General features: G+C 62.9%; 16 protein-coding genes and 2 pseudogenes. 8 read left to right on the top strand and 10 right to left on the bottom strand.

Annotated elements, in window-relative coordinates; genetic code table 11:
* Window positions 1-9 precede the first annotated feature (9 nt).
* The 8 genes from VFW93_RS06510 (at window position 10) to VFW93_RS06475 (ending at window position 8,792) form a co-directional block, all read left to right on the top strand.
* Window positions 10-1,278 (top strand): MFS transporter, encoded by a 1,269-nt coding sequence (locus VFW93_RS06510; RefSeq protein WP_329693177.1) that lies wholly within the window; start codon window positions 10-12, stop codon window positions 1,276-1,278.
* A 5-nt stretch (window positions 1,279-1,283) separates the two neighbouring features.
* Window positions 1,284-1,832 carry a DUF3833 domain-containing protein gene (locus VFW93_RS06505; protein ID WP_414639603.1) on the top strand — a complete coding sequence of 183 codons (549 nt, stop codon included), beginning with the start codon at window positions 1,284-1,286 and terminating at the stop codon, window positions 1,830-1,832.
* 16 nt (window positions 1,833-1,848) lie between these two features.
* Window positions 1,849-2,628 carry an SDR family NAD(P)-dependent oxidoreductase gene (locus VFW93_RS06500; protein ID WP_329693175.1) on the top strand — a complete coding sequence of 260 codons (780 nt, stop codon included), beginning with the start codon at window positions 1,849-1,851 and terminating at the stop codon, window positions 2,626-2,628.
* A 25-nt stretch (window positions 2,629-2,653) separates the two neighbouring features.
* Window positions 2,654-3,115, top strand: a complete 462-nt coding sequence (locus VFW93_RS06495; protein ID WP_414639606.1) for a nuclear transport factor 2 family protein — start codon at window positions 2,654-2,656, stop codon at window positions 3,113-3,115.
* Window positions 3,116-3,567: 452 nt separating this feature from the next.
* The gene (locus VFW93_RS06490; protein ID WP_290673718.1) at window positions 3,568-3,852 is read left to right on the top strand and encodes a DUF3567 domain-containing protein; all 285 of its coding nucleotides are present in this window, start codon (window positions 3,568-3,570) and stop codon (window positions 3,850-3,852) included.
* A gap of 133 nt (window positions 3,853-3,985) precedes the next feature.
* Window positions 3,986-6,157 carry a putative bifunctional diguanylate cyclase/phosphodiesterase gene (locus VFW93_RS06485; RefSeq protein ID WP_329693173.1) on the top strand — a complete coding sequence of 724 codons (2,172 nt, stop codon included), beginning with the start codon at window positions 3,986-3,988 and terminating at the stop codon, window positions 6,155-6,157.
* On the top strand, window positions 6,154-7,689 hold the full coding sequence (locus VFW93_RS06480; RefSeq protein ID WP_329693172.1) for a bifunctional diguanylate cyclase/phosphodiesterase: 1,536 nt from the start codon (window positions 6,154-6,156) through the stop codon (window positions 7,687-7,689). Before VFW93_RS06485 ends, VFW93_RS06480 begins: the two co-directional genes overlap by 4 nt.
* A 17-nt stretch (window positions 7,690-7,706) precedes the next feature.
* Window positions 7,707-8,792 carry a homocysteine S-methyltransferase family protein gene (locus VFW93_RS06475; RefSeq protein WP_329693171.1) on the top strand — a complete coding sequence of 362 codons (1,086 nt, stop codon included), beginning with the start codon at window positions 7,707-7,709 and terminating at the stop codon, window positions 8,790-8,792.
* An 18-nt stretch (window positions 8,793-8,810) separates the two neighbouring features.
* On the opposite strand, the gene VFW93_RS06470 is transcribed toward VFW93_RS06475, so the two are convergent.
* From VFW93_RS06470 to VFW93_RS06430, 10 genes and pseudogenes are all read right to left on the bottom strand, one after another.
* Complete coding sequence (locus VFW93_RS06470) at window positions 8,811-9,890, bottom strand: chemotaxis response regulator protein-glutamate methylesterase (RefSeq protein ID WP_329693170.1); 1,080 nt, start codon at window positions 9,888-9,890, stop codon at window positions 8,811-8,813.
* 3 nt (window positions 9,891-9,893) lie between these two features.
* Window positions 9,894-10,685: pseudogene (locus tag VFW93_RS18915) on the bottom strand (methyl-accepting chemotaxis protein); the annotation flags it as partial.
* Between the two features lie 375 nt (window positions 10,686-11,060).
* A pseudogene (locus VFW93_RS18910) lies at window positions 11,061-11,576 on the bottom strand (MCP four helix bundle domain-containing protein); the annotation flags it as partial.
* A gap of 67 nt (window positions 11,577-11,643) precedes the next feature.
* Window positions 11,644-12,447, bottom strand: a complete 804-nt coding sequence (locus VFW93_RS06460; RefSeq protein ID WP_329693168.1) for a CheR family methyltransferase — start codon at window positions 12,445-12,447, stop codon at window positions 11,644-11,646.
* Window positions 12,448-12,453: 6 nt separating this feature from the next.
* Complete coding sequence (locus VFW93_RS06455) at window positions 12,454-13,002, bottom strand: chemotaxis protein CheW (protein ID WP_329693167.1); 549 nt, start codon at window positions 13,000-13,002, stop codon at window positions 12,454-12,456.
* A gap of 3 nt (window positions 13,003-13,005) precedes the next feature.
* Window positions 13,006-14,709 carry a methyl-accepting chemotaxis protein gene (locus VFW93_RS06450; protein WP_329693166.1) on the bottom strand — a complete coding sequence of 568 codons (1,704 nt, stop codon included), beginning with the start codon at window positions 14,707-14,709 and terminating at the stop codon, window positions 13,006-13,008.
* A gap of 50 nt (window positions 14,710-14,759) precedes the next feature.
* Window positions 14,760-16,979, bottom strand: coding sequence for a chemotaxis protein CheA (locus VFW93_RS06445; RefSeq protein WP_329693165.1), 2,220 nt, complete (start codon window positions 16,977-16,979; stop codon window positions 14,760-14,762).
* Complete coding sequence (locus VFW93_RS06440) at window positions 16,976-17,275, bottom strand: STAS domain-containing protein (RefSeq protein WP_329693164.1); 300 nt, start codon at window positions 17,273-17,275, stop codon at window positions 16,976-16,978. Before VFW93_RS06440 ends, VFW93_RS06445 begins: the two co-directional genes overlap by 4 nt.
* Window positions 17,272-17,640, bottom strand: coding sequence for a response regulator (locus VFW93_RS06435; protein WP_329693163.1), 369 nt, complete (start codon window positions 17,638-17,640; stop codon window positions 17,272-17,274). Before VFW93_RS06435 ends, VFW93_RS06440 begins: the two co-directional genes overlap by 4 nt.
* Before the next feature lie 18 nt (window positions 17,641-17,658).
* Window positions 17,659-18,864 carry a methyl-accepting chemotaxis protein gene (locus tag VFW93_RS06430; RefSeq protein ID WP_329693162.1) on the bottom strand — a complete coding sequence of 402 codons (1,206 nt, stop codon included), beginning with the start codon at window positions 18,862-18,864 and terminating at the stop codon, window positions 17,659-17,661.
* Between the last annotated feature and the right edge of the window lie 40 nt (window positions 18,865-18,904).

Genomic DNA, 18,904 nt, shown 5'->3' with positions numbered 1-18,904 from the left:
GCCCGTGCCATGACGCCCAGCCTCACCCTGTCCCACGCGCAGAGTGCCCGCTATGGCTTGCTGGGTCTGCCACTGGCCTTTGTGGCGATGCCGCTGTATGTGGTGCTGCCTGCCCACTATGCGCAGGTGCTGGGTGTGCCCTTGGGCCTGCTGGGGGGCTTGCTGTTGCTGACGCGCTTGATGGATGCGTTCGTCGACCCGCTCATCGGACGCTGGATCGATCGCCTGTTGAGCCGACCACAACGGGCGCTGGCCTGGGTGTGGGTGATGGCGATGATGCTGACCATCGGTTTCACGGCCCTGTTCTTTCCACCCAGGTCGAGCCAGTCGGCCTTGCTGTGGTGGTGCGCGCTGAGCCTGCTGGTGACCTTCGGCGCCTACAGCTTTGGCAGCGTCCTGCATCTCGCCTGGGGCAGCCGGCTGGGCGGAGCCCTGATACAGCGATCGCGGCTCGTGGCCTGGCGCGAGGGCTTTGGCGTGATCGGTGTGGTGCTGGCCAATGTGGTGGCCGTGCAGGCTGGCCCGGGCTGGACGGCGCTGGTGTTGCTGCTCACGCTGCTTCTGGGTGCAGGGGCCCTGGTGTCGGGGCCGCGTCCGGATGAGGCTGTTGGCCTTGCCTCGCCAGAGGCAGCAGGCCATCGAACCTGGACCTTGCCCTGGCGCGGTCAGCCCTTCCGCCGTTTGCTCTCGCTGTTTCTGCTCAATGGCGTGGCCAGTGCCATGCCCGCCACGCTGGTCCTGTTCTTCATCCGTGATCGGCTGCAGGCGCCGATGTGGACCGCCGTTTTTCTGGCCAGCTACTTCCTGATGGCGGCCCTGAGCGTGCCGTTCTGGCTCAAGTGCATGGCCCGCTGGGGTGCCGCGCGCACATGGTGTGCAGGGATGGTGCTCAGCGTCCTGAGTTTCGCCGGTGTCATGGCCTTGGGGGCGGGCGATGTGCTGCCCTATCTCCTGATCTGCATGTGCAGCGGTTGGGCCCTGGGGGCCGACCTGACAGCCCCGGCCACCATGCTCACCGCCGTGCTTCAACACGAAGGCCACGCCAGGCAGGCAGAGGGGGCCTATGCGGGCTGGTGGCAATGGGCGACCAAGCTCAACCTGGCCCTGGCGGCGGGCCTGGCATTGCCGGCCTTGCAGTGGCTGGGCTACGCGCCGGGCGAGACCGACGCCAGTGCCTTGCTGTCTCTGACGATGGTCTATGGCGCCGTGCCCTGTGTTTTCAAATTGATGTCTCTGGTGCTGTGCTGGTGCTGGCGGCATCAGCGAGCCTGGAGTTGATGTCCATGACGATTTCTTTTTCGCGTGGCTGGCGCGTGGCAGCGATGGCCATCTCCCTGTCCCTGCTGGGTTGCGCCAATGGCCCGGTACCAGCTGACTATGCCCAGGCTCAGCCGAAGCTGGATCTGCGCAGCTACTTCAATGGCGAGTTGACCGCGCATGGCTTGTTCACCGACCGATCCGGGCGTGTGGTCAAGCGTTTCACGGTGAAGCTGGTGGGGCGTTGGCAAGGCGCCGAGGGCGTCCTGGAAGAAGACTTCCTCTACAGCGATGGCGGCAGGCAAAGGCGTGTCTGGCACCTCACGGACCTGGGTGGCGGTCGCTGGCGTGGCCGTGCCGATGATGTCGTGGGCGATGCACAAGGGGAGTCGGCCGGCAACGCCTTGAACTGGCATTACACGCTGCGCCTGCCCGTGGACGACAAGGTCTACGAGGTCCAGTTCAACGACTGGATGTACCTCATGGACGATCGCACCATGCTCAACAAGGCCGTGATGAGCAAGTTCGGCTTCACCCTGGGTGAGGTCACCTTGAGCTTCACCAAAACGCGATGAACCAACACGAGCAATCATGGCCTTGAACCCCCGCATTCACCATTGGACCGGCCAGACCGTTTGGCTCGTTGGTGCCTCAACAGGCATCGGTCGCGCCACCGCAGCGCGCCTGCACGAACTGGGCGCCCAGGTGATCGTGTCCGCGCGCAACGAGGTGGCACTGAGGGCCTTTGTCCTGCAGCATCCCGGCAGCGAAGCCGTGGCGCTGGACGTGGTGGACATGGCCTCGGTGCGCGAGGCCCATGAGCGGGTGATGGCATTGTCCAGAACGGGTACGCTCGACATGGTGGTGTACTGCGCCGGGCACTACAAGCCCATGCGCGCTCAGGACTTCGATCTGGCTGAAGCCTTGCGACATCAGCGCATCAACTATGACGGTGCGCTGCACGTGCTGGACGCCGTGCTGCCCACCTTGCTGTGTCAAGGCAGTGGCCACATCAGCCTGGTGGCCAGTGTGGCGGGCTTTCGGGGCTTGCCCAAGGCGCTGGCCTACGGGCCTACCAAGGCGGCGCTCAACAGCATGGCTGAAACCCTGTATCTGGATCTGCATGCGCAGGGTATTGGCGTGTCCGTCATCAACCCGGGTTTCGTCGCCACGCCCATGACCGCGCACAATGACTTCACCATGCCGGCCTTGCTCACACCTGAGCAGGCCGCGCGTGAGATGGTGGCGGGCTGGGAGATGGGTCGCTTCGAGATTCACTTCCCACGGCGCTTCACCTTGTGGCTCAAGCTGCTGAGGCACCTGCCTCATTGCCTGTACTTTCCGGCCGTGCGCCGCGTGACGGGGGAGTGAACCGATGGATGGCCCGATGAACGTGATGCCCTTGTCGCCAGGCGGCGCCGATGTGGCCAGGCAGGCCCTGCCACGCGTGGTGGCCTTCTTTGAAAACCTCAAGCAGGAAGACCTGCCTGTGCTGGCGCAGTTGTATGCGCGCCAGGCCTGCTTCAAGGACCCCTTCAACGAGGTTCAGGGCCTCGTCGAAATCGAAGCCATTTTTGCCCACATGTTCGAGGCGCTCGAGTTGCCGCACTTCCAGGTCAAGGAGCGCATGGCGCAGGGGCAGCAGGCCTTTCTGACCTGGGACTTCCGGTTTCGCTTCAAGGGGCAGCCCGAGTGGCAGACCATCCACGGCGCCACCAGACTGCGGTTTGACGCGCAAGGCCTGATCAGCGAGCACCGGGACTATTGGGATGCAGCCGAAGAGCTGTACGAAAAGCTGCCCGTCCTGGGCAGCTTGATGCGCTGGCTCAAGCGCCGGGTCATGCGTCGACCCGCCTGAGCAGTTTTTGCCAGGCAAAAAAAACCCCGCCACAAAGGCGGGGCTGCGCAAACCCTGAAACTTGTTTTTGAACGCTGACCTGTCTGGAGCCGCTACCAGGGTGTCGCCAGAAGGCGCAACCCATGTTGTTCTGTGTTCTCCCTGAAACCGTGTGACAGCACGTACTAAAAATGTAGAGGGTTCCGCCATGGGCCATATCCCTCTGTAGGGGGATGCTGCTGCAGTCCAGGGCATAGCCAACGCCAATCCCCCTGGGAAGTGGTGGTGGGGCTGGCTGCACACCACTTAAACAGGGGGGTGCTTGTGCACAAAGCCACGCGTTGAAGGAGGGCGGTCTGCTCGACCCTCAAGTTGGGGGATGACGACACCGATGGACACGTCATGATGGGCTTGAGGTCTGACAAACCGACCTTACCTACAAGGCAAGCCTGAAGGACCACGGAGTATCGTTCATGCACATGCTTTACAACTCGGACAGTTATGCGGTCGTACAGATCGAGCTGCCCACATCCGATGTCACGCTGGCCGTGGAGCACCACGCCAACAGCCTGACACGGGGTGGCTACGAGATCGTGGACAAGTTCGCCCGCAAGGAACTGTTCATCGAAGGTGCATTGGCCGAATCCTTCAAGGAAGGTGTCGAGGCCTTGATCGAGACCTCACCCAGCGTCGAGGAATTCGATGCCTATCTGGAGCGCTTCGCCGGCATGGCGCAGCAACCAGTCGTGATGCATTGAACACAATTCGGTGATTTATGAGCCCGTGAGGGCTCAAGTGACAGCCAGCCCACGCCGATAACCGATCACGGATAAAAGCAAATGATCGGGTAAAGCGCGAGGCCCTCCTGGGAGGTGGGGCCTTTCAGGGGAAATGCGCATGTCACAACAGTGGATGGAGCCCCACTACGACGCCACGTCGCTGCTTGCAGCATGGGTCGTCGCGGTGTACGCGCTCTACTTACAAAGTTTGGTGGTCCGCCGCGTGCGAGCCCACGACAGGGATACGGGATTTGCCTGGGTACTGGGCGGCGCTGTGGGCGTCGGCACGGGCATCTGGGCAGAGGGGCTGTTGGGCCTCGTTGCCGTGCAACTGCCTGTTCAACTCGGCTACGTGCAGGCCATCGTGCTGGCCTCCTGGTTGCCAGCCATGGTGATGAGTGCGGGCACGATCTGGATGCACTGCTACCGTCACCTGGCTGTCGGGATGCGGATCATGGGTGGGCTGCTGGTCACCGGCGCCCTGTGCCTGCTGACCTTCATCAACGCCTCCGCCATCGTCTTGCAACCCAAGGTTGAGTGGGATGTGGGCTACGTGGCCGGTGCCATCGCGCTCATGTTGGCGACCTGTGTCATCGGCTCCATCTTCATCCGATGGGCGTTGCGAGGGCGCTTGAGCCACTTGCGCACGTTGGCGGTGGCCGTCGTGGTGGCCACCTTGTTCCGTGCCGGGCAGATGCTGATCCTGATGGGCATGAACGTGTCGTCCGCAGTGGTGTGCCTGAGTGCGGATCAGGTTTCGGCGGATTCCTTGCAGTTCCTGCTGACCGTGCCGGTGCTCATCATGCTGGGGCTGGTGCACCTGGGGACCGTGCTGGATGATCGCGCGATGCGCAAGCAGGAAGCCCTGACGGTCTCCCTGGCGCAAGCCCAGGCCGCGCTGGAAGAAGCCGCTCAGCAGGATGCCGCAACGGGCCTGCTCAACCGCCTGGGTTTTGAAAAGGCCTTGCGCCTCCAGCTCGAGGGTGAGGGCAGCGGGGATCAGGCGCTGAGCGTGTTTCGTCTGAACCTGGATGGCTTCAAGAGCCATGTCGAGACCTACGGGCCGGACATGGGTGACACCATCGTGAGCTTCCTGGCGGGGCGCTTGCGCGGGTTGGTCAGAGATGGCGACGTGCTCGCCCGCTCCGACACCGACGAATACCTGCTGCTGTGCCATGGCCTGAGCGATGAACACCAGGTTGCCCAACTGGCCCAGCGCCTGGGCGATGCCGTCCATGAGCCCTGCCTGATCAAGGACCAGGACATCATCCTGAGTTGCTCCATCGGCATCGCCAGCTTCCCGGCCAGTGCCAATGCGGATCAACTGCTGCACCACTCGCGCGATGCCATGCTGACGGCGCGCAAGGCGGGCGGCGGCGTGTACTGCGTCTACGAGCGCGGCATGGACCACATGGGCCTCGATCAGGTGGAGATGCAGCGCGATCTGCGCCATGCCATCGAGCGCAATGAGCTGACCTTGCATTTCCAGCCCAAGCTGCGTGCATCGGACAACGCCCTGGCCGGCGTGGAGGCCTTGCTGCGCTGGACGCACCCGGTCCGGGGTTCGGTCAGCCCGGCGCAGTTCATCCCCGTGGCCGAGCGTTTCGGTCTGATCGGCGAACTCGGCCTGTGGGTGCTCAATGAAGCCTGTCGCCATATCCGCATGTGGCATGACGCTGGCCTCAACGTCCCGGTGGCCATCAATTTGTCGGCCCATCAATTGCGCCAGCCCGATCTCGAGTTGCGCGTGCGTGACGCCTTGAAGCGCCATCGCGTGCCTGCGCGGATGCTGATCATGGAGATCACCGAAAGCGCCGCGATGGACGACATCGACGCCTCCTTGCGGGTGTTCGACATGCTCGACGACATCGGCGTGCGCCTGTCGATCGACGACTTTGGTACGGGCTATTCCAGCCTGAGCTACCTGCGTCGCTTGCCCGCTCGCCAGCTCAAGATCGACCGCAGTTTCGTGAAGGATCTCGCATCCAGCCTGGATGCTCAGGCGATTGTGGAGGCGGTTGTGCGGCTTTCACACGCGCTGGGCCTCAAGGTGGTGGCCGAAGGCGTCGAAACGCAAGAGCAGGCACAGATCCTGGCGCATCTTCAGTGTGACGAGCTTCAAGGCTTTCTCTTTGCCAAGCCCATGCCTGAAAGTGCCTTGCTGGCCTGGTTGGTTCAGCGTGGAACGAGCGTGCCGTCTGCGAATCAGTCGGTGCATGTCCATGCGGGCCTGGATGAAGAGGACCGGCGTTGCTGGTCGGAACTGGAGGCTGCTGGTTCATGAGCCCTGATCACCCGTCATCGTTGCAATGGTGGTGGATGCTCGCTGCCCTTGTCGGTGTGGCGGTGTTGATGTCGATACTTCGTGCCTGGCTGGCTGCGCGTCAGCGGGCCGAGCATGCCGAGCAGGGTCTCCACCGGGCGCCGCCTCCTGTGGCGCCGCCGGAGAAGCCCGCCACCCAGGTGCAGGATCCACTGACCGGCCTGGCCACGCGCTTGTGGCTGGAGGACCAACTGGCCGCTGCCGTGATGCGCGCGGAAGCACGTCAGCGGCGCCTGGCCTTGCTGTATGTGGATCTGGATGGGTTCAAACCGGTCAACGATTCCTTTGGCTATGCCAATGGTGACGCCTTGTTGCGAGAGGTCGGCCACCGACTGGCCAGCATGGGCCGGGGCACGGACACCATCGCCCGCATGGGCTCTGACGAGTTCATCATGCTGCTCGACGGCGATCCGGACAGTGCGTCGGCCGCACTGGTGGCTGACCGCGTGCGCCACAAGCTGCAGATTCCCTATGTGGTGGCAGGGCGCGAGGTGCGCCTGTCGTGTTCGATCGGCATCGTGATGTATCCCGAGCATGGCCCGCGTGCCAAGCTGATTGCCCGCGCCGATGCGGCCATGCTGGCTGCCAAACATGCTGGTGGCAACATGCATTGTTTCTTCGATGCCAGCATGGACCACGACTCGGAGAACACGATCGACCTGCAGCGCGATCTGCGCCGGGCCATCGAGACGCGCACCGGGCTGGAGCTGTATTACCAACCCAAGATCGATGGCCGCACGGGCGACATCACAGGGGCCGAGGCCCTGCTGCGCTGGCACCATCCCGAACGCGGCATGGTCAGCCCCGCTGTGTTCATCCCGATCGCCGAGCGCTTCGGCCTGATCGGCGGCCTGGGCCAATGGGTGACCGACGACGCCTGCAGGCAAGTGAGGCTCTGGCTGGACCAGGGCTTGCGCATGCATGTGGCCATCAACCTGTCGGTGCACCAGTTGCGTCAGTCTGACCTGGTGGACAAGATCCAGGAATCCCTGGCGCGTCACAAGGTACCGGCCGAGCTCATCACCTTCGAGGTGACCGAGTCGGCCGCCATGGAAGACGCGAAGGCCTCCATGCGGATTTTCGAGCGCCTCTCCAGCGTGGGTGTGCACTTGTCCATCGACGACTTCGGCACCGGCTATTCCAGCCTGAGCTATCTGCGCAAGCTGCCGGCCACCCAGCTCAAGATCGACCGCAGCTTTGTCCAGGATGTGGACAAGGAAGAGGACGCCAAGGCCATCGTGCGGGCCGTGATCAAGCTCGCCCACGCCTTGGGGCTCACCGTGGTGGCCGAAGGTGTGGAGACGGAGGCGCAGCAAGGCATCCTGATGCGCCTGGGCTGCGACGAGATGCAGGGCTATTTGTTTGCCAAGCCCATGCCGGCGAAAAACCTGTTCCTGTGGGTGTCCGGCGACGAGCTGCCAGCCAGACGGCCGGGCTTTCACCCTTCCGTGTTCAACCAGGACGACGCAGACGCCAGCGGTCGCGGCGCTTAAGCTCTTAAAATGGCTGGATGAACACGCCCGCCACCCTCGCGCCCGTCGCCCGCCGCCCCTACACCCGCGCAGCCCAGCTGCCGGAGATCATGCGTCAGCGCATCGTCGTGCTCGACGGCGCCATGGGCACCATGATCCAGCGTTACAAGCTGGGTGAAGCCGATTACCGCGGCGCCCGTTTTGCCGATCACGCCAAGGACCTCAAGGGCAACAACGAATTGCTGCAGCTTACCAAGCCTGACGTGATCCGCGAGATCCACGAACAGTATCTGGCCGCGGGTGCCGATCTGATCGAGACCAATACCTTCGGGGCGACCACCGTGGCCCAGGAAGACTACGATCTGCCTGAGCTGGCCTACGAGATGAACGTGGCCGCTGCCCGTCTGGCGCGCGAATGCTGCGACAAGTACAGCACGCCCGACAAACCCCGTTTTGCCGCCGGCGCCATCGGCCCGACTCCCAAGACCGCCAGCATCAGCCCGGACGTGAACGATCCCGGTGCCCGCAACGTGGATTTCGACACCTTGCGCCAGGCCTACTACGACCAGGCCAAGGCCTTGATGGAAGGTGGTTGCGACGTCTTCCTGATCGAAACCATTTTCGACACGCTCAACGCCAAGGCTGCCATCTTTGCGGTGGACCAGTTGTTCGAAGACACCGGCGAGCGCCTGCCCATCATCATCTCCGGCACGGTGACGGACGCCTCCGGCCGCATCCTGTCGGGACAGACCGTGAGCGCCTTCTGGCACTCGGTGCGCCACGCTCATCCGCTGGCCATTGGTCTGAACTGCGCGCTGGGTGCCACGTTGATGCGGCCCTATATCGAGGAGCTGTCCAAGATCGCGGGAGACACCTTCATCAGCTGCTACCCCAACGCCGGCCTGCCCAACCCGATGAGCGACACGGGCTTCGACGAAACCCCCGAGATCACCGGCGGCCTGGTGGAAGAGTTTGCCAAGGCGGGCTTCCTCAATATTGCCGGTGGCTGCTGCGGCACGACGCCAGGCCACATTGCGGCGATTGCCAAGCGCGTGAGTGCCTACAAGCCTCGTTGCCTGCATGAAGGCAGCACGGGCTTTCTGAGCGGGCTGAAGGCCGCTTGAGCGTGGTTGGGGGGCGCGTCAGCGTCCCGATACGATGGCTGAAGGAATGGCGTCAAGTGGCAACTCCCGCTCCACGCCACCCAGTTTTCGGGCTTCCTTGGGCATGCCATAGACCACGCAGCTGTCTTCGTCCTGACCTAGCGTGTGGGCGCCGGCTTCGCGCATTTCCTTCAGGCCGCGTGCGCCATCGTCACCCATGCCGGTCATGATCACGCCCAAGGCGTTGCGCCCAGCCGAACGGGCCACGGACCTGAACAACACGTCGACAGACGGGCGGTGTCGACTGACCGGTGGGCCGTCCACGATGGCCACGCGGTACTGCGCGCCGTTTCGCTCCAGTACGAGATGGCGACCACCCGGAGCGATCAGGGCCAGACCTGTGTGGACGCGATCGCCGTGTGCGGCCTCGCGTACCTCGATGTCGCACACTTTGTTGAGCCGTTGTGCAAATGCAGCCGTGAAGGCCTCCGGCATGTGTTGAACGATGACCAGACCTGGGCAGTCAACCGGCAGTGCGCTCAGCACCTGTTCCAGCGCTTGTGTGCCACCCGTCGAGGTGCCCAGGGCCACCACACGGTCGGTGGTTTCGCTCATGGCGCGCGTCGGGCTCCCCAGGTGGGAGGGCAGGATGGCATCGGCAGACAGCTTGGCCGGCGCTGGCGCCAGGCGAGGGCTTCCCGCCATGCGTTTCACGCGTGCTTGCGCCGCCGCCTTGACCACCGCAACCAGATCGTCCGACTCTTCCAGCAGGTATTGCTTCAGGTTGGCCTTGGGTTTGGCCACGATGCTGACGGCACCGGCCGCCATGGCCTGCATGGTGGTCTCAGCGCCTTGCGTGGTGAGGGTAGAGCAAATGACCACGGGGGTAGGGCGCTCGGCCATGATCTTGCGCAGAAACGTCAACCCATCCATGCGAGGCATTTCGACGTCCAGCACGATCACGTCCGGCCACTCCTTGGCCATGCGGTCCATGGCGAAGACGGGGTCGGCGGCAGCACCGATGACGTTGATGGCGCGGTCGGCAGACAGGCGCTGCGTCAGCACCTGCCTGACGACGGCGGAGTCGTCCACGATCAGCACGCGTATGGGCTTGCGCATGGGTCAGCTTTCGATGTCGAGCAGCGCGTGCTGCTGAGCTGTGCTGGTCTGATCATGTTTGCGTTGACCGAATGCCGGCCTGGATGAGGCGGCCTTGCGCGTGGGGCTTGCCGTGGAGGGCGCCAGGGTGGCTCGGCTGGCAGGGCGAACCGATGTGGATGCCATCGAGGCCGAGGCATGGTGCACATCCGTGATGAAGAAGTTCATCAACTCCTGCAGCTGTTCTGCCTGCCCGCTCATCTCCTCGGCGGTGGCGGCCAATTCCTCTGACGAACTCGAGTTCTCTTGCGTGAGTTGCGACAGCTGGGTCACGGCGGTGTTGATCTGCCCGATACCGGTGGCCTGTTCGTTTGATGCCGAGGCGATCTCCTGCACCAGATCCGAGGTCCTGGCGATCGACGGCACGATGGTGTCGAGCAGTTGACCGGCACGCTCTGCCAGCGACACGCTGGACTTGGCCACTTCACCGATTTCCTGAGCGGCTTCCTGGCTGCGTTCGGCCAGCTTGCGCACCTCATCGGCCACCACGGCAAAGCCCTTGCCGTGTTCGCCGGCTCGCGCGGCCTCGATGGCGGCGTTCAAGGCCAGCAGATTGGTCTGATAGGCAATGTCATCGACGATGCTGATCTTGTCGGCGATCGTCTTCATGGCGACGACCGTGTCTTTCACCGCCTGACCACCTTCCAGCGCGTCCTTGGCTGCCTTTGTCGACAGGCTCTCGGTCACCTTGGCGTTGTCCGCATTCTGCTGAACGGAGCTGGCAGCCTGCTCGATGGTGGCGGATGTCTCCTCCACGCTGGAAGCTTGCTCTGCCGCGCCCTGGCTGATGCTCTGTGCCGTGGCTGAAACTTGCTCTGCCGCCGCAGACAGCGCGTGGGACGAGCTGCGCACGTCCCCAATGATGTGGGACAGGCGATCGGTCATGCGCTTGATGGCCGCCAGCATGCTGGTGCTGTCACCCGGCCGGACTTCCACCTGTACCGTCAGGTCGCCTTGCGCCACACGGCTGACGATCTCTGCAGCGTAGGCTGGTTCGCCGCCCAGTTGGTGAATCAGGCTGCGGGCGATGGCCCAGCCAATCAGGCTGATGGTCAGCAAGGTGACGGTGGACACGATCAGGGAGATCGTGTTGGCGGTTTGCTGGATGGCTGCAGCCTCTTCAGCACCTCGCTGGCCGATGGTCATGTTGTACTGGCGATGTTCGTTGAACACCGTGATCATTCTGGCAATCAAGGCTTGATTGGCGTTCATGTGCTCGACGGCAGCTTCCTGCTTGCCCTCGTCGTCGTACCTGGTGGCGATCGCTCGCATGGCCATGAAGTCGGCCACCGCAGCGCGGTCGGCTGCCAGCAGGGCCTTGTCCTTCTCGTCGGCGACGAGTGGTTCGTACCGCTTCAGCGCGTCGTCGAGCTTGGTCATGCTGTCGGCCACGACCTTGTCATTGTCGGCGTTGTGCACCTTGTCGTTGTCGGCGATGCGCCGCCAGGTTCTCACGCGGATATTGGCCGCTGCATCCGATGCCTCTGCTATGAGCAACAGGCTGGGCACCACGTTGACATTGGCAAAGTTGGCGCCGTCATACACCTTGCCCATCTGCACCCTGGCTACGCCAGCCAGCACGGCAATGCCGATCACGGCTGACAACACCAGGAGGCTGAATTTCTGAGCTACGGTCAGTGATTTCATCTTGACTTCCTTGGCTTTGGAGTGAAGGCGCTGTCGGCGCCGGGATCGATCGTTGAAAAGAGGCGGTTCAGTTCGGTCGTTTGAAATAGATGGAGGGCTTGATCAGCTGAAGCTGGTCAGTGACGCCATGCAGGCTCTCGGAGTGGCTGATGATGAAATGGCCGCCAGGGCGCAGAAGGGGCAGCATGCGCGCCACGACTTCGCGCTTGGTTTCCATCGAAAAATAGATCATCACGTTGCGCAGAAAGATCACGTCGAAGCAACCGATGTCTGGCAAGGCTGCGCACAGGTTGATCGATTCAAAGCGGACTCGCTCGCGAAGCGGGCGGTCGATCATGAAGCGCCCCTCCTGGCTGCCGATGCCTTTGAGGCAGTATTTCGTGCGCAAGGCCTTGGGGATGTCTCTGGCGTCCTCCATGGGGTAGAGCGCCTGTTGAGCCGTCTGGAGCACGCGTGAGCTGATGTCGGAGGCCAGGATGTCAAAGCGCATGTGCCCCAGGGATTCAGCCAGGGTCATGGCGATCGTGTACGGCTCCTCACCCGTCGAACTGGCGCCGCACCACACGCGCACCGGCCCCTGGTTGCGCAGGGTGGGGGCGATCGTGCTGGCCAGAAATTCGAAGTGCTTGGGCTCGCGAAAGAAATAGGTCTCGTTGGTGGTCAGCAGATCCAGCGCCATCTGGCGTTCGGCCTGGTCGATCTGGATCAGCTTGAAGTAGTCACCATAGCTGTCGAGCGCGTGCTGCCCGAGTCGTTTGGCCAGGCGTCCGCTGACCAGCGGCTTCTTGGCCTCCGTGAGGTTGATGCCCGCCAGGTCGAACATCAACTGACGAAAGTTCTTGAACTCCTTGTCGGTCAATGTGGGCATCATCTCGGCTTACCCCGCAGTGCGTGCCGACTCGTCGTGGGATGAGATCCCGTCGAGCATCGAGATTTCGTCAACCGACAGCACCTTGCCCAGGTCCAGCAGGATCACGAAGGTGTTGTTGATCTTGGCCATGCCGTCGATGAAGTCAGCGCGGATGCGTGTGCCGAAACTCGGCGGTGGCTCGATGCTGGCGTTGTCGATCTGGCGCACGGCACTGACGGCGTCCACCACGATGCCCAGCACGTGCGTGTCGTCGTCCGACTGGACTTCCAGGATCACGATGCAGGTGCGACGCGATATGTCGGTGCGGGCGCGGCCGAAACGTGCATTGAGGTCGATCACGGGCACCACAGCACCGCGCAAGTTGATCACGCCGCGTATGAAGGAGGGCATCATCGGCACGGCGGTGAGGTTGCCGTATTCGATGATCTCGCGCACGCGCAGCGTGCCAACGGCAAACAGCTCCTTGCCCAGGCTGAAGATCAGGTACTGGCTGATCATGCCTGGCTTGCCGTCCGCCTGTGTTTTCGAAGGGGTGGTCGTTGTTGCAGCACTCATGGCTCAATCCTCGAACTTGACGAACTCTTGTACGTTCACGGGGGTGTTGTCATGTCTGCGCTTGCCGACTTGTGCCTGACGAGCGGGCGATACCGACACCTTCGCGGAGCGTGCGATGCGGTTGATGGCTTGTGTGGCGCTGGCTGCAGGGCCGGGCTGCGTGTCCGTCTTGAAGAAATTCATCAGCTCCTGCAGTTGTTCCGCCTGGCTGCTCATTTCCTCGGCCGTAGCGGCCAGCTCTTCCGATGAGCTGGAGTTCTCCTGCGTGAGCTGCGACAGCTGCGTCACCGCCGTGTTGATCTGCCCGATGCCGGAAGACTGTTCATCAGAGGCGGAGGCAATCTCCTGTACGAGGTCCGATGTCTTGGCGATCGTGGGCACGATGGCATCGAGCAGTTCCCCGGCACGTTCGGCCAGCGCCACGCTGGATTTGGCGACCTCGCCGATCTCCTGTGCCGCCTCCTGGCTGCGCTCGGCCAGCTTGCGCACCTCGTCTGCCACCACGGCAAAGCCTTTGCCATGTTCACCAGCGCGTGCGGCTTCGATGGCAGCGTTCAGTGCCAGCAGGTTGGTCTGGTAGGCGATGTCGTCGACGATGCTGATCTTGTCCGCAATCGTCTTCATGGCCACCACGGTTTCCTTGACCGCCTGCCCGCCTTCCGTGGCCTCCCTGGAGGCCTTGCCGGACATGCCCTCGGTGACCTTGGCGTTGTCGGCGTTCTGCTGCACCGAGCTTGTCATCTGTTCGATCGAGGCGGATGTTTCCTCCACGCTGGAGGCTTGCTCGCTGGCACCCTGACTGATGCTTTGTGCGGTGGCCGAGACCTGCTCCGCAGCGACAGAAAGAGCGTCAGATGCCGTGCGCACCTCGCCAATGATCTGGGAGAGCCTGATGGCCATGGATTTGACGGCCGCCAGCATGCTGCTGTTGTCGCCCGGCGCCAACTGCACTTCCACGGTCAGGTCGCCGTTGGACACTTTGCTGACGATTTCGCTGACATAGGCGGGCTCGCCCCCCAGTTGTCTCAGGATGCTGCGCGTGATCCAGGCACCAATCAGGCCGAGAGCGAGCAGGGCCACAGCAGCGCAGCTCAACATGAACAACTTGGCTGAAGCCACCTGGGCATCGCCTTCCCTGACGGCGTCATCGCCGACCTTGACATTCAGATCCACGATCTTGTCCAGGGTGACCTCGGCCTTGTCGAACAGCGGTTCCGCATGGGCGCTGCGTTGGTAGAACTCGGCAAACAAGGCCTTCTGGCGAGCAGGATCCTGGTTGGTGCTCAGGGCGGCGATGGTCTCGGTGATCTTTGCATCGGCGCTCTTCCAGTCGGCCCATTCCTTGACGAACTGTTTCCACAGCACCTCTTCCTCAGGCGTCTGCGGCAAGGGTTCGTACAACTTCCAGCCCTCTTCGGCACGCTTCCACACGGTGTCCTTGTTTTTCGCGCTTTCGGCAAACCTGGTTTGAGCCTGTGTGTCGTTCTCATAGAAAGCCACCAGGCGGTTGGCGGCCGTGATCGCCGTCTGCGCCTCGTTGATCATCTCCAGGCCCAGTACGGAAGGCAGACGCACTTTGCCGACCTCCGACAGCGATCCGGCGGTCTTGACCAGTCCGCTCCAGCCTACGGCGCCAACGAGGGCAAGGGCGAGCAAGGCAACCGTGAGCAAGCCGACGAGCTTGGCCTTCAGTGACAGGTTATTCATGATGGGGGAGACCTTTCCAGGTGCTTGACGTGATGAGAGGCGCCGTGAGCTCAATGGGCTTCTTGCAGCGCGGTTTGTCGAGCGCGGAAATGCCCGGGCTGGAAGCCCGCCTCGCTCTGATGGGCCACTTGCGTGACCAGGTTGGGAACGTCCAGTAGAAGGGCCACGGCACCGTTGCCAAGAATCGTGAAGCCCCCCACGCCGCGTACGTGCTGGAAGACTTTGCCCAGTGGCTTGATGACGGTTTGAAGTTCGCCCATCAACTGGTCGACGACCAGACCGACGCGCTTGCCACCTCCCTTGACCACCACAACGTTCTGGCGTCGGCCGGGCTCGCCTTCGATGTCATACAGTTCGCGCAAGCGCACAAGGGGCAACACCTCGCCACGCAGGTCGAGCCAGTCCTTGTCGTCTGCCTGCTGGCGGGACATCTCGATGCACTCCACCACCATGCTCAGTGGCACCACGTAAGAGGACTTGCCCACGCCCAGCAGGAAGCCGTCGATGATGGCGAGCGTCAGCGGGAGTCGTATGCACACGGTGGTCCCCACGCCTTCGGTGCTGCGAAGGTCGATCGAGCCACGCAGTGCCAGAATGCTGCGCTTGACCACGTCCATGCCCACGCCGCGTCCGGACAGGTTGCTCACCTGTTCGGCTGTCGAGAACCCGGGCTGGAAGACCAGGTCGTAGATGTCCTTGTCGCTCAGAACCGCATCGGGGGCGACCAGGCCGCGCTCGATGCCTTTGCGCAAAATGCGCTCCTTGCTCAGTCCTCCGCCGTCATCGCTGACCTCGATGACCACCTGGCCCGCTTCATGTTGCGCATGCAGGGTCACCGTGCCTTGCACCGGTTTGCCTGCCTGGGCTCGGCGCTCGGCGGACTCGATGCCGTGATCCATGGCATTGCGCACGAGATGGGTCAAGGGATCCGCCAGCTTCTCCACGACCGTCTTGTCCAGCTCCGTTTCGGCCCCCGAGATGGTCAGCATGATGTCCTTGCCCAGCTCCTGGCTGACGTCGCGCACCACCCGTTGAAAGCGGTTGAACGTGCCAGCGATCTGGACCATGCGCAGGTTCAGTGCGGAGTCACGCACCTCTTCCATCAGTCGGCTCACGGCGGAGGTAGCCTGTGTGAGGTCCTTGATCTTGTGCTTGCGTGCAATCAGGTGGGCCCCGGCGCCCGCGATGATCAACTCACCCACCAGGTCGATCAGGTGGTCCAGCTTGGTTGCATCCACGCGCAGCATGTTGGTGTCGCCCTGACGTGTGGATTCGCGCGTTCTGCTCTGCTTGACGAGGGCGGCGTCCACGACAGCGGGATGCACCTGGGCGCGATCGATCAACATCTGTCCCAGAGGTTCGACGGGGCGACCTTCATGCCCAGACACGGTCTGCTCGTCGAGCGCCGCATCCAGCTCGGCGCGGGTCAGGGTGCCGCATCGGATCAGGATCTCGCCCAGTCTCAATTCGGATTCAGGCAGTGCCGCGATCAGGTCGGTGTATTCGCTGATCTTGCTGCGGGGTGGCAGGATGCGGATCTGACTGTCGTCCCGCACGAAGTCGAAGGCGCCTTCAATGGTGGCCTTGTCTGCGTGGCTGCGGAAGCTGATTTCGAAGCCCAGGTGGCACTCGTCCGGATCCAGCTCGGACAGCGTCGGCACGTTCTCTGTCAGCGTGACGAGGTGCATGATCTCGCCCAGGGTGGTCAGGAAGCGCACGAAGCTCAAGGGATCGAAGCCTTCGCGCATCGTGTCCCGCCCAAACCGCAGCGAGATGTGCCAGTTGTCTGTATCCACCATGGCACCCGACGGCGCACCGGCTGAGTTCTGCGTGGCCGCAGGTGCTGCAGGCAGCGACACCTTGTTGGCATGATGACCGGCAGCCTGCAACACGGCTTCGAGCCTGCCTGTCAGCGCGGCGCCTCGCTGCGTACATGTTTCGTCCGGTTCTTGTTCTTTGGCGATGAGTTCGACCAGCGCGTGAATGTGGTCGCCAACCGCCAGAAAGAGGTTGGCCAGTGCGCCATCGAAGCGAATCAAGCCTCGGCGCACATCGTCGAGCACGTTCTCGGCCACGTGCGTGAAGGCCACGATATCGTTGAGACCGAAGATGCCTGCGGAGCCTTTGATCGTGTGGGCGGCTCGGAAGATGGCGTTGATGGTCTCGGCGTCATCCGGTTGCTGCTCGATGTAGAGGAGTGCCTCTTCCATGCGGTCGAGCAATTCCTTGCTCTCGGTGATGAAGGCCTGGAGTGCTTCGTCGATTTTCATGCGCTGTGCTCCGCGTGCTCGGCAGGGGAGGTGTCAAACTCGTGAGTGAGGTCCATCAGGGCCAGCGCGTCGGCCACCTGTGGCGGAACCGACGTCAATCGCAAGGCGGCACCACGCTGGCGTGCTTCACGCTGTGCAGCCAGCAGCAACTGGATGCCTGCGCCATCGACTTCCGAGACGTCGCTCAGGTCGATCTGCAGCAGCGACACCTCGTTCAAGGCTGCAAGCAGGCGCGCTTTCAAGTCGTGCACGGCGTAAACCGTGAGTTCGCCTTCGACGCTCACCGCGGTGCTCATGGCATCACCAGCTTGGACACCACGCTCAGCAATTGAGGTGGCAGAAAAGGCTTCACGATCCAGGCCTTGGCGCCAGCGGCCTTGCCCTTTTCCTTCTTGTCGTCACCGGCTTCGGTGGTCAGCATGATGACCGGCGTGTACTTGTAGGCCGGCATCTGCTTCATGGCGGCGACGAAGCCGAAGCCGTCCAGGTTGGGCATGTTCACGTCGCTGATGACGAGGTGGTACTTGCGGCCGTCCAGCCTGGTCAGGGCCTGTTTGCCGTCTTCGGCTTCGATCACGTCAAAGCCTGCGCCGCTGAGGGCGATGCGAACCGCGGTTCGCAGTGAAGACGAGTCATCGACAACCAGAATGGTCTTGCTCATGATGGTGCAACTCCCGTGTCAGAAAAAAGTGGTGTCGCCGTCGCCGGACGCGCTGTCCATGTGAACGAGGTCTGGCAGTTCGATAGGGCGGCCATCGTGCGCAGCCTGTTCTTCTGGCGTGGTGTAGGTGCTGCGCAGTTGCGCCAGCCATTGATCAGCCATGGCCTGGCCTGCTGCGTGGGGCGTGTCACGTGGGTGCAGTTGGCTCAGCAGCAGTTCCTGGTTGTCGCTCGTGTGCTGCAGGATCTGGCTGATGCGGTCCTGGGCTTGCACGGCGACGAGCACCTGGTCGATCTCGCTGCGGATGGCCTGGCTTTCAGCAAGCAGGCTCTGCGTGTTGCTCATCACATCGGTGGCCGTGCTGTGAATGCGTTGCACGACGCCTTCGATGGTTTGCGATGCCTGGTCCATCAGTGCCTTGTCATGTATGGTGAACGACTCGTAGCTCTGACGTGCGCGGTTGATGGCTTCGCTGACCTGGGCGATGACCGAGGTAATGCGGTCTCCGGTCTGGCCGGATTCCAGCGAGAGCAGGCGGACTTCCTTGGCAACCACTGCAAAGCCTCTGCCGCTTTCGCCAGCGCGTGCCGCTTCAATGGCCGCGTTGATGGACAGCAGGTTGGTCTGGCGTGCGATGGCGCCCACTTCGGCCGCCATGCCCTGCAACTGCCCCACGAACTGTGTGACGGTCACGACCTCGTTGAGCAGCTGGCTGCGCACCTCCAGTGCGTCGCGCAGTTCATGCAGCAAGCCTGTGAGTTGAGATTGCGCGTCCGTGAGCGCGTGATGCAGGCCACTGTCCTGACCACCTTGCGTGGCGCGGTCCATGGTGTCGCACAAGCGTTGGGACATGCCCGCAAAGCGCTGCGTCAGCACGTCCATGGCGTGTGAGAGCTGCTGCCTGGCCGCCTGCAGATGCCTGGACCAGATGGGCAGCACGGCGCCGCACAGGGCGGGCAGGTGATCTTGAGGTGCTGGAGGGCGGCTGGTGTGCTCAGCCTGCAAATGGCGTTGTCGGCGAGCGAGCCACGACGTCAGCGGACCGCAAATCAGCGTGGTCAGTGTGGCGAATGCCAGACAGATTGGCCACACCCATGTTGGTTCGGCCAAACTGAGATGAATGCACAAGATACCCAGCGTGGCAACAGACAGCCCCTGCCACAAGGGTGATGACGGCCTGGCGCCCTCATCGGTGGGGGAGAACACCCCAACTGCCAGTTCCATGGTTTTGCTCCTGCGAATAGGCGTAGGCAGCTATTCGTCC

The sequence above is a fragment of the Aquabacterium sp. genome, from assembly GCF_036279675.1.
Classification (GTDB): domain Bacteria; phylum Pseudomonadota; class Gammaproteobacteria; order Burkholderiales; family Burkholderiaceae_C; genus Aquabacterium.
The sequence above is the reverse complement of the archived record's forward strand: the minus strand, read 5'-3'. Positions and strand labels throughout refer to the sequence as shown.

What these genes read in the sequence shown, in the direction of transcription:
- VFW93_RS06480 (WP_329693172.1), top strand. Translation starts at nt 6,154, where the DNA reads ATGAGCCCTGATCACCCGTCATCGTTGCAATGGTGGTGGATGCTCGCT.
- VFW93_RS06455 (WP_329693167.1), bottom strand. Translation starts at nt 13,002, where the DNA reads ATGAGTGCTGCAACAACGACCACCCCTTCGAAAACACAGGCGGACGGC.
- VFW93_RS06430 (WP_329693162.1), bottom strand. Translation starts at nt 18,864, where the DNA reads ATGGAACTGGCAGTTGGGGTGTTCTCCCCCACCGATGAGGGCGCCAGG.
- VFW93_RS06435 (WP_329693163.1), bottom strand. Translation starts at nt 17,640, where the DNA reads ATGAGCAAGACCATTCTGGTTGTCGATGACTCGTCTTCACTGCGAACC.
- VFW93_RS06450 (WP_329693166.1), bottom strand. Translation starts at nt 14,709, where the DNA reads ATGAATAACCTGTCACTGAAGGCCAAGCTCGTCGGCTTGCTCACGGTT.
- VFW93_RS06490 (WP_290673718.1), top strand. Translation starts at nt 3,568, where the DNA reads ATGCACATGCTTTACAACTCGGACAGTTATGCGGTCGTACAGATCGAG.
- VFW93_RS06470 (WP_329693170.1), bottom strand. Translation starts at nt 9,890, where the DNA reads ATGCGCAAGCCCATACGCGTGCTGATCGTGGACGACTCCGCCGTCGTC.
- VFW93_RS06445 (WP_329693165.1), bottom strand. Translation starts at nt 16,979, where the DNA reads ATGAAAATCGACGAAGCACTCCAGGCCTTCATCACCGAGAGCAAGGAA.
- VFW93_RS06505 (WP_414639603.1), top strand. Translation starts at nt 1,284, where the DNA reads ATGACGATTTCTTTTTCGCGTGGCTGGCGCGTGGCAGCGATGGCCATC.
- VFW93_RS06460 (WP_329693168.1), bottom strand. Translation starts at nt 12,447, where the DNA reads ATGATGCCCACATTGACCGACAAGGAGTTCAAGAACTTTCGTCAGTTG.
- VFW93_RS06500 (WP_329693175.1), top strand. Translation starts at nt 1,849, where the DNA reads ATGGCCTTGAACCCCCGCATTCACCATTGGACCGGCCAGACCGTTTGG.
- VFW93_RS06440 (WP_329693164.1), bottom strand. Translation starts at nt 17,275, where the DNA reads ATGAGCACCGCGGTGAGCGTCGAAGGCGAACTCACGGTTTACGCCGTG.
- VFW93_RS06485 (WP_329693173.1), top strand. Translation starts at nt 3,986, where the DNA reads ATGCGCATGTCACAACAGTGGATGGAGCCCCACTACGACGCCACGTCG.
- VFW93_RS06495 (WP_414639606.1), top strand. Translation starts at nt 2,654, where the DNA reads ATGCCCTTGTCGCCAGGCGGCGCCGATGTGGCCAGGCAGGCCCTGCCA.
- VFW93_RS06475 (WP_329693171.1), top strand. Translation starts at nt 7,707, where the DNA reads ATGAACACGCCCGCCACCCTCGCGCCCGTCGCCCGCCGCCCCTACACC.
- VFW93_RS06510 (WP_329693177.1), top strand. Translation starts at nt 10, where the DNA reads ATGACGCCCAGCCTCACCCTGTCCCACGCGCAGAGTGCCCGCTATGGC.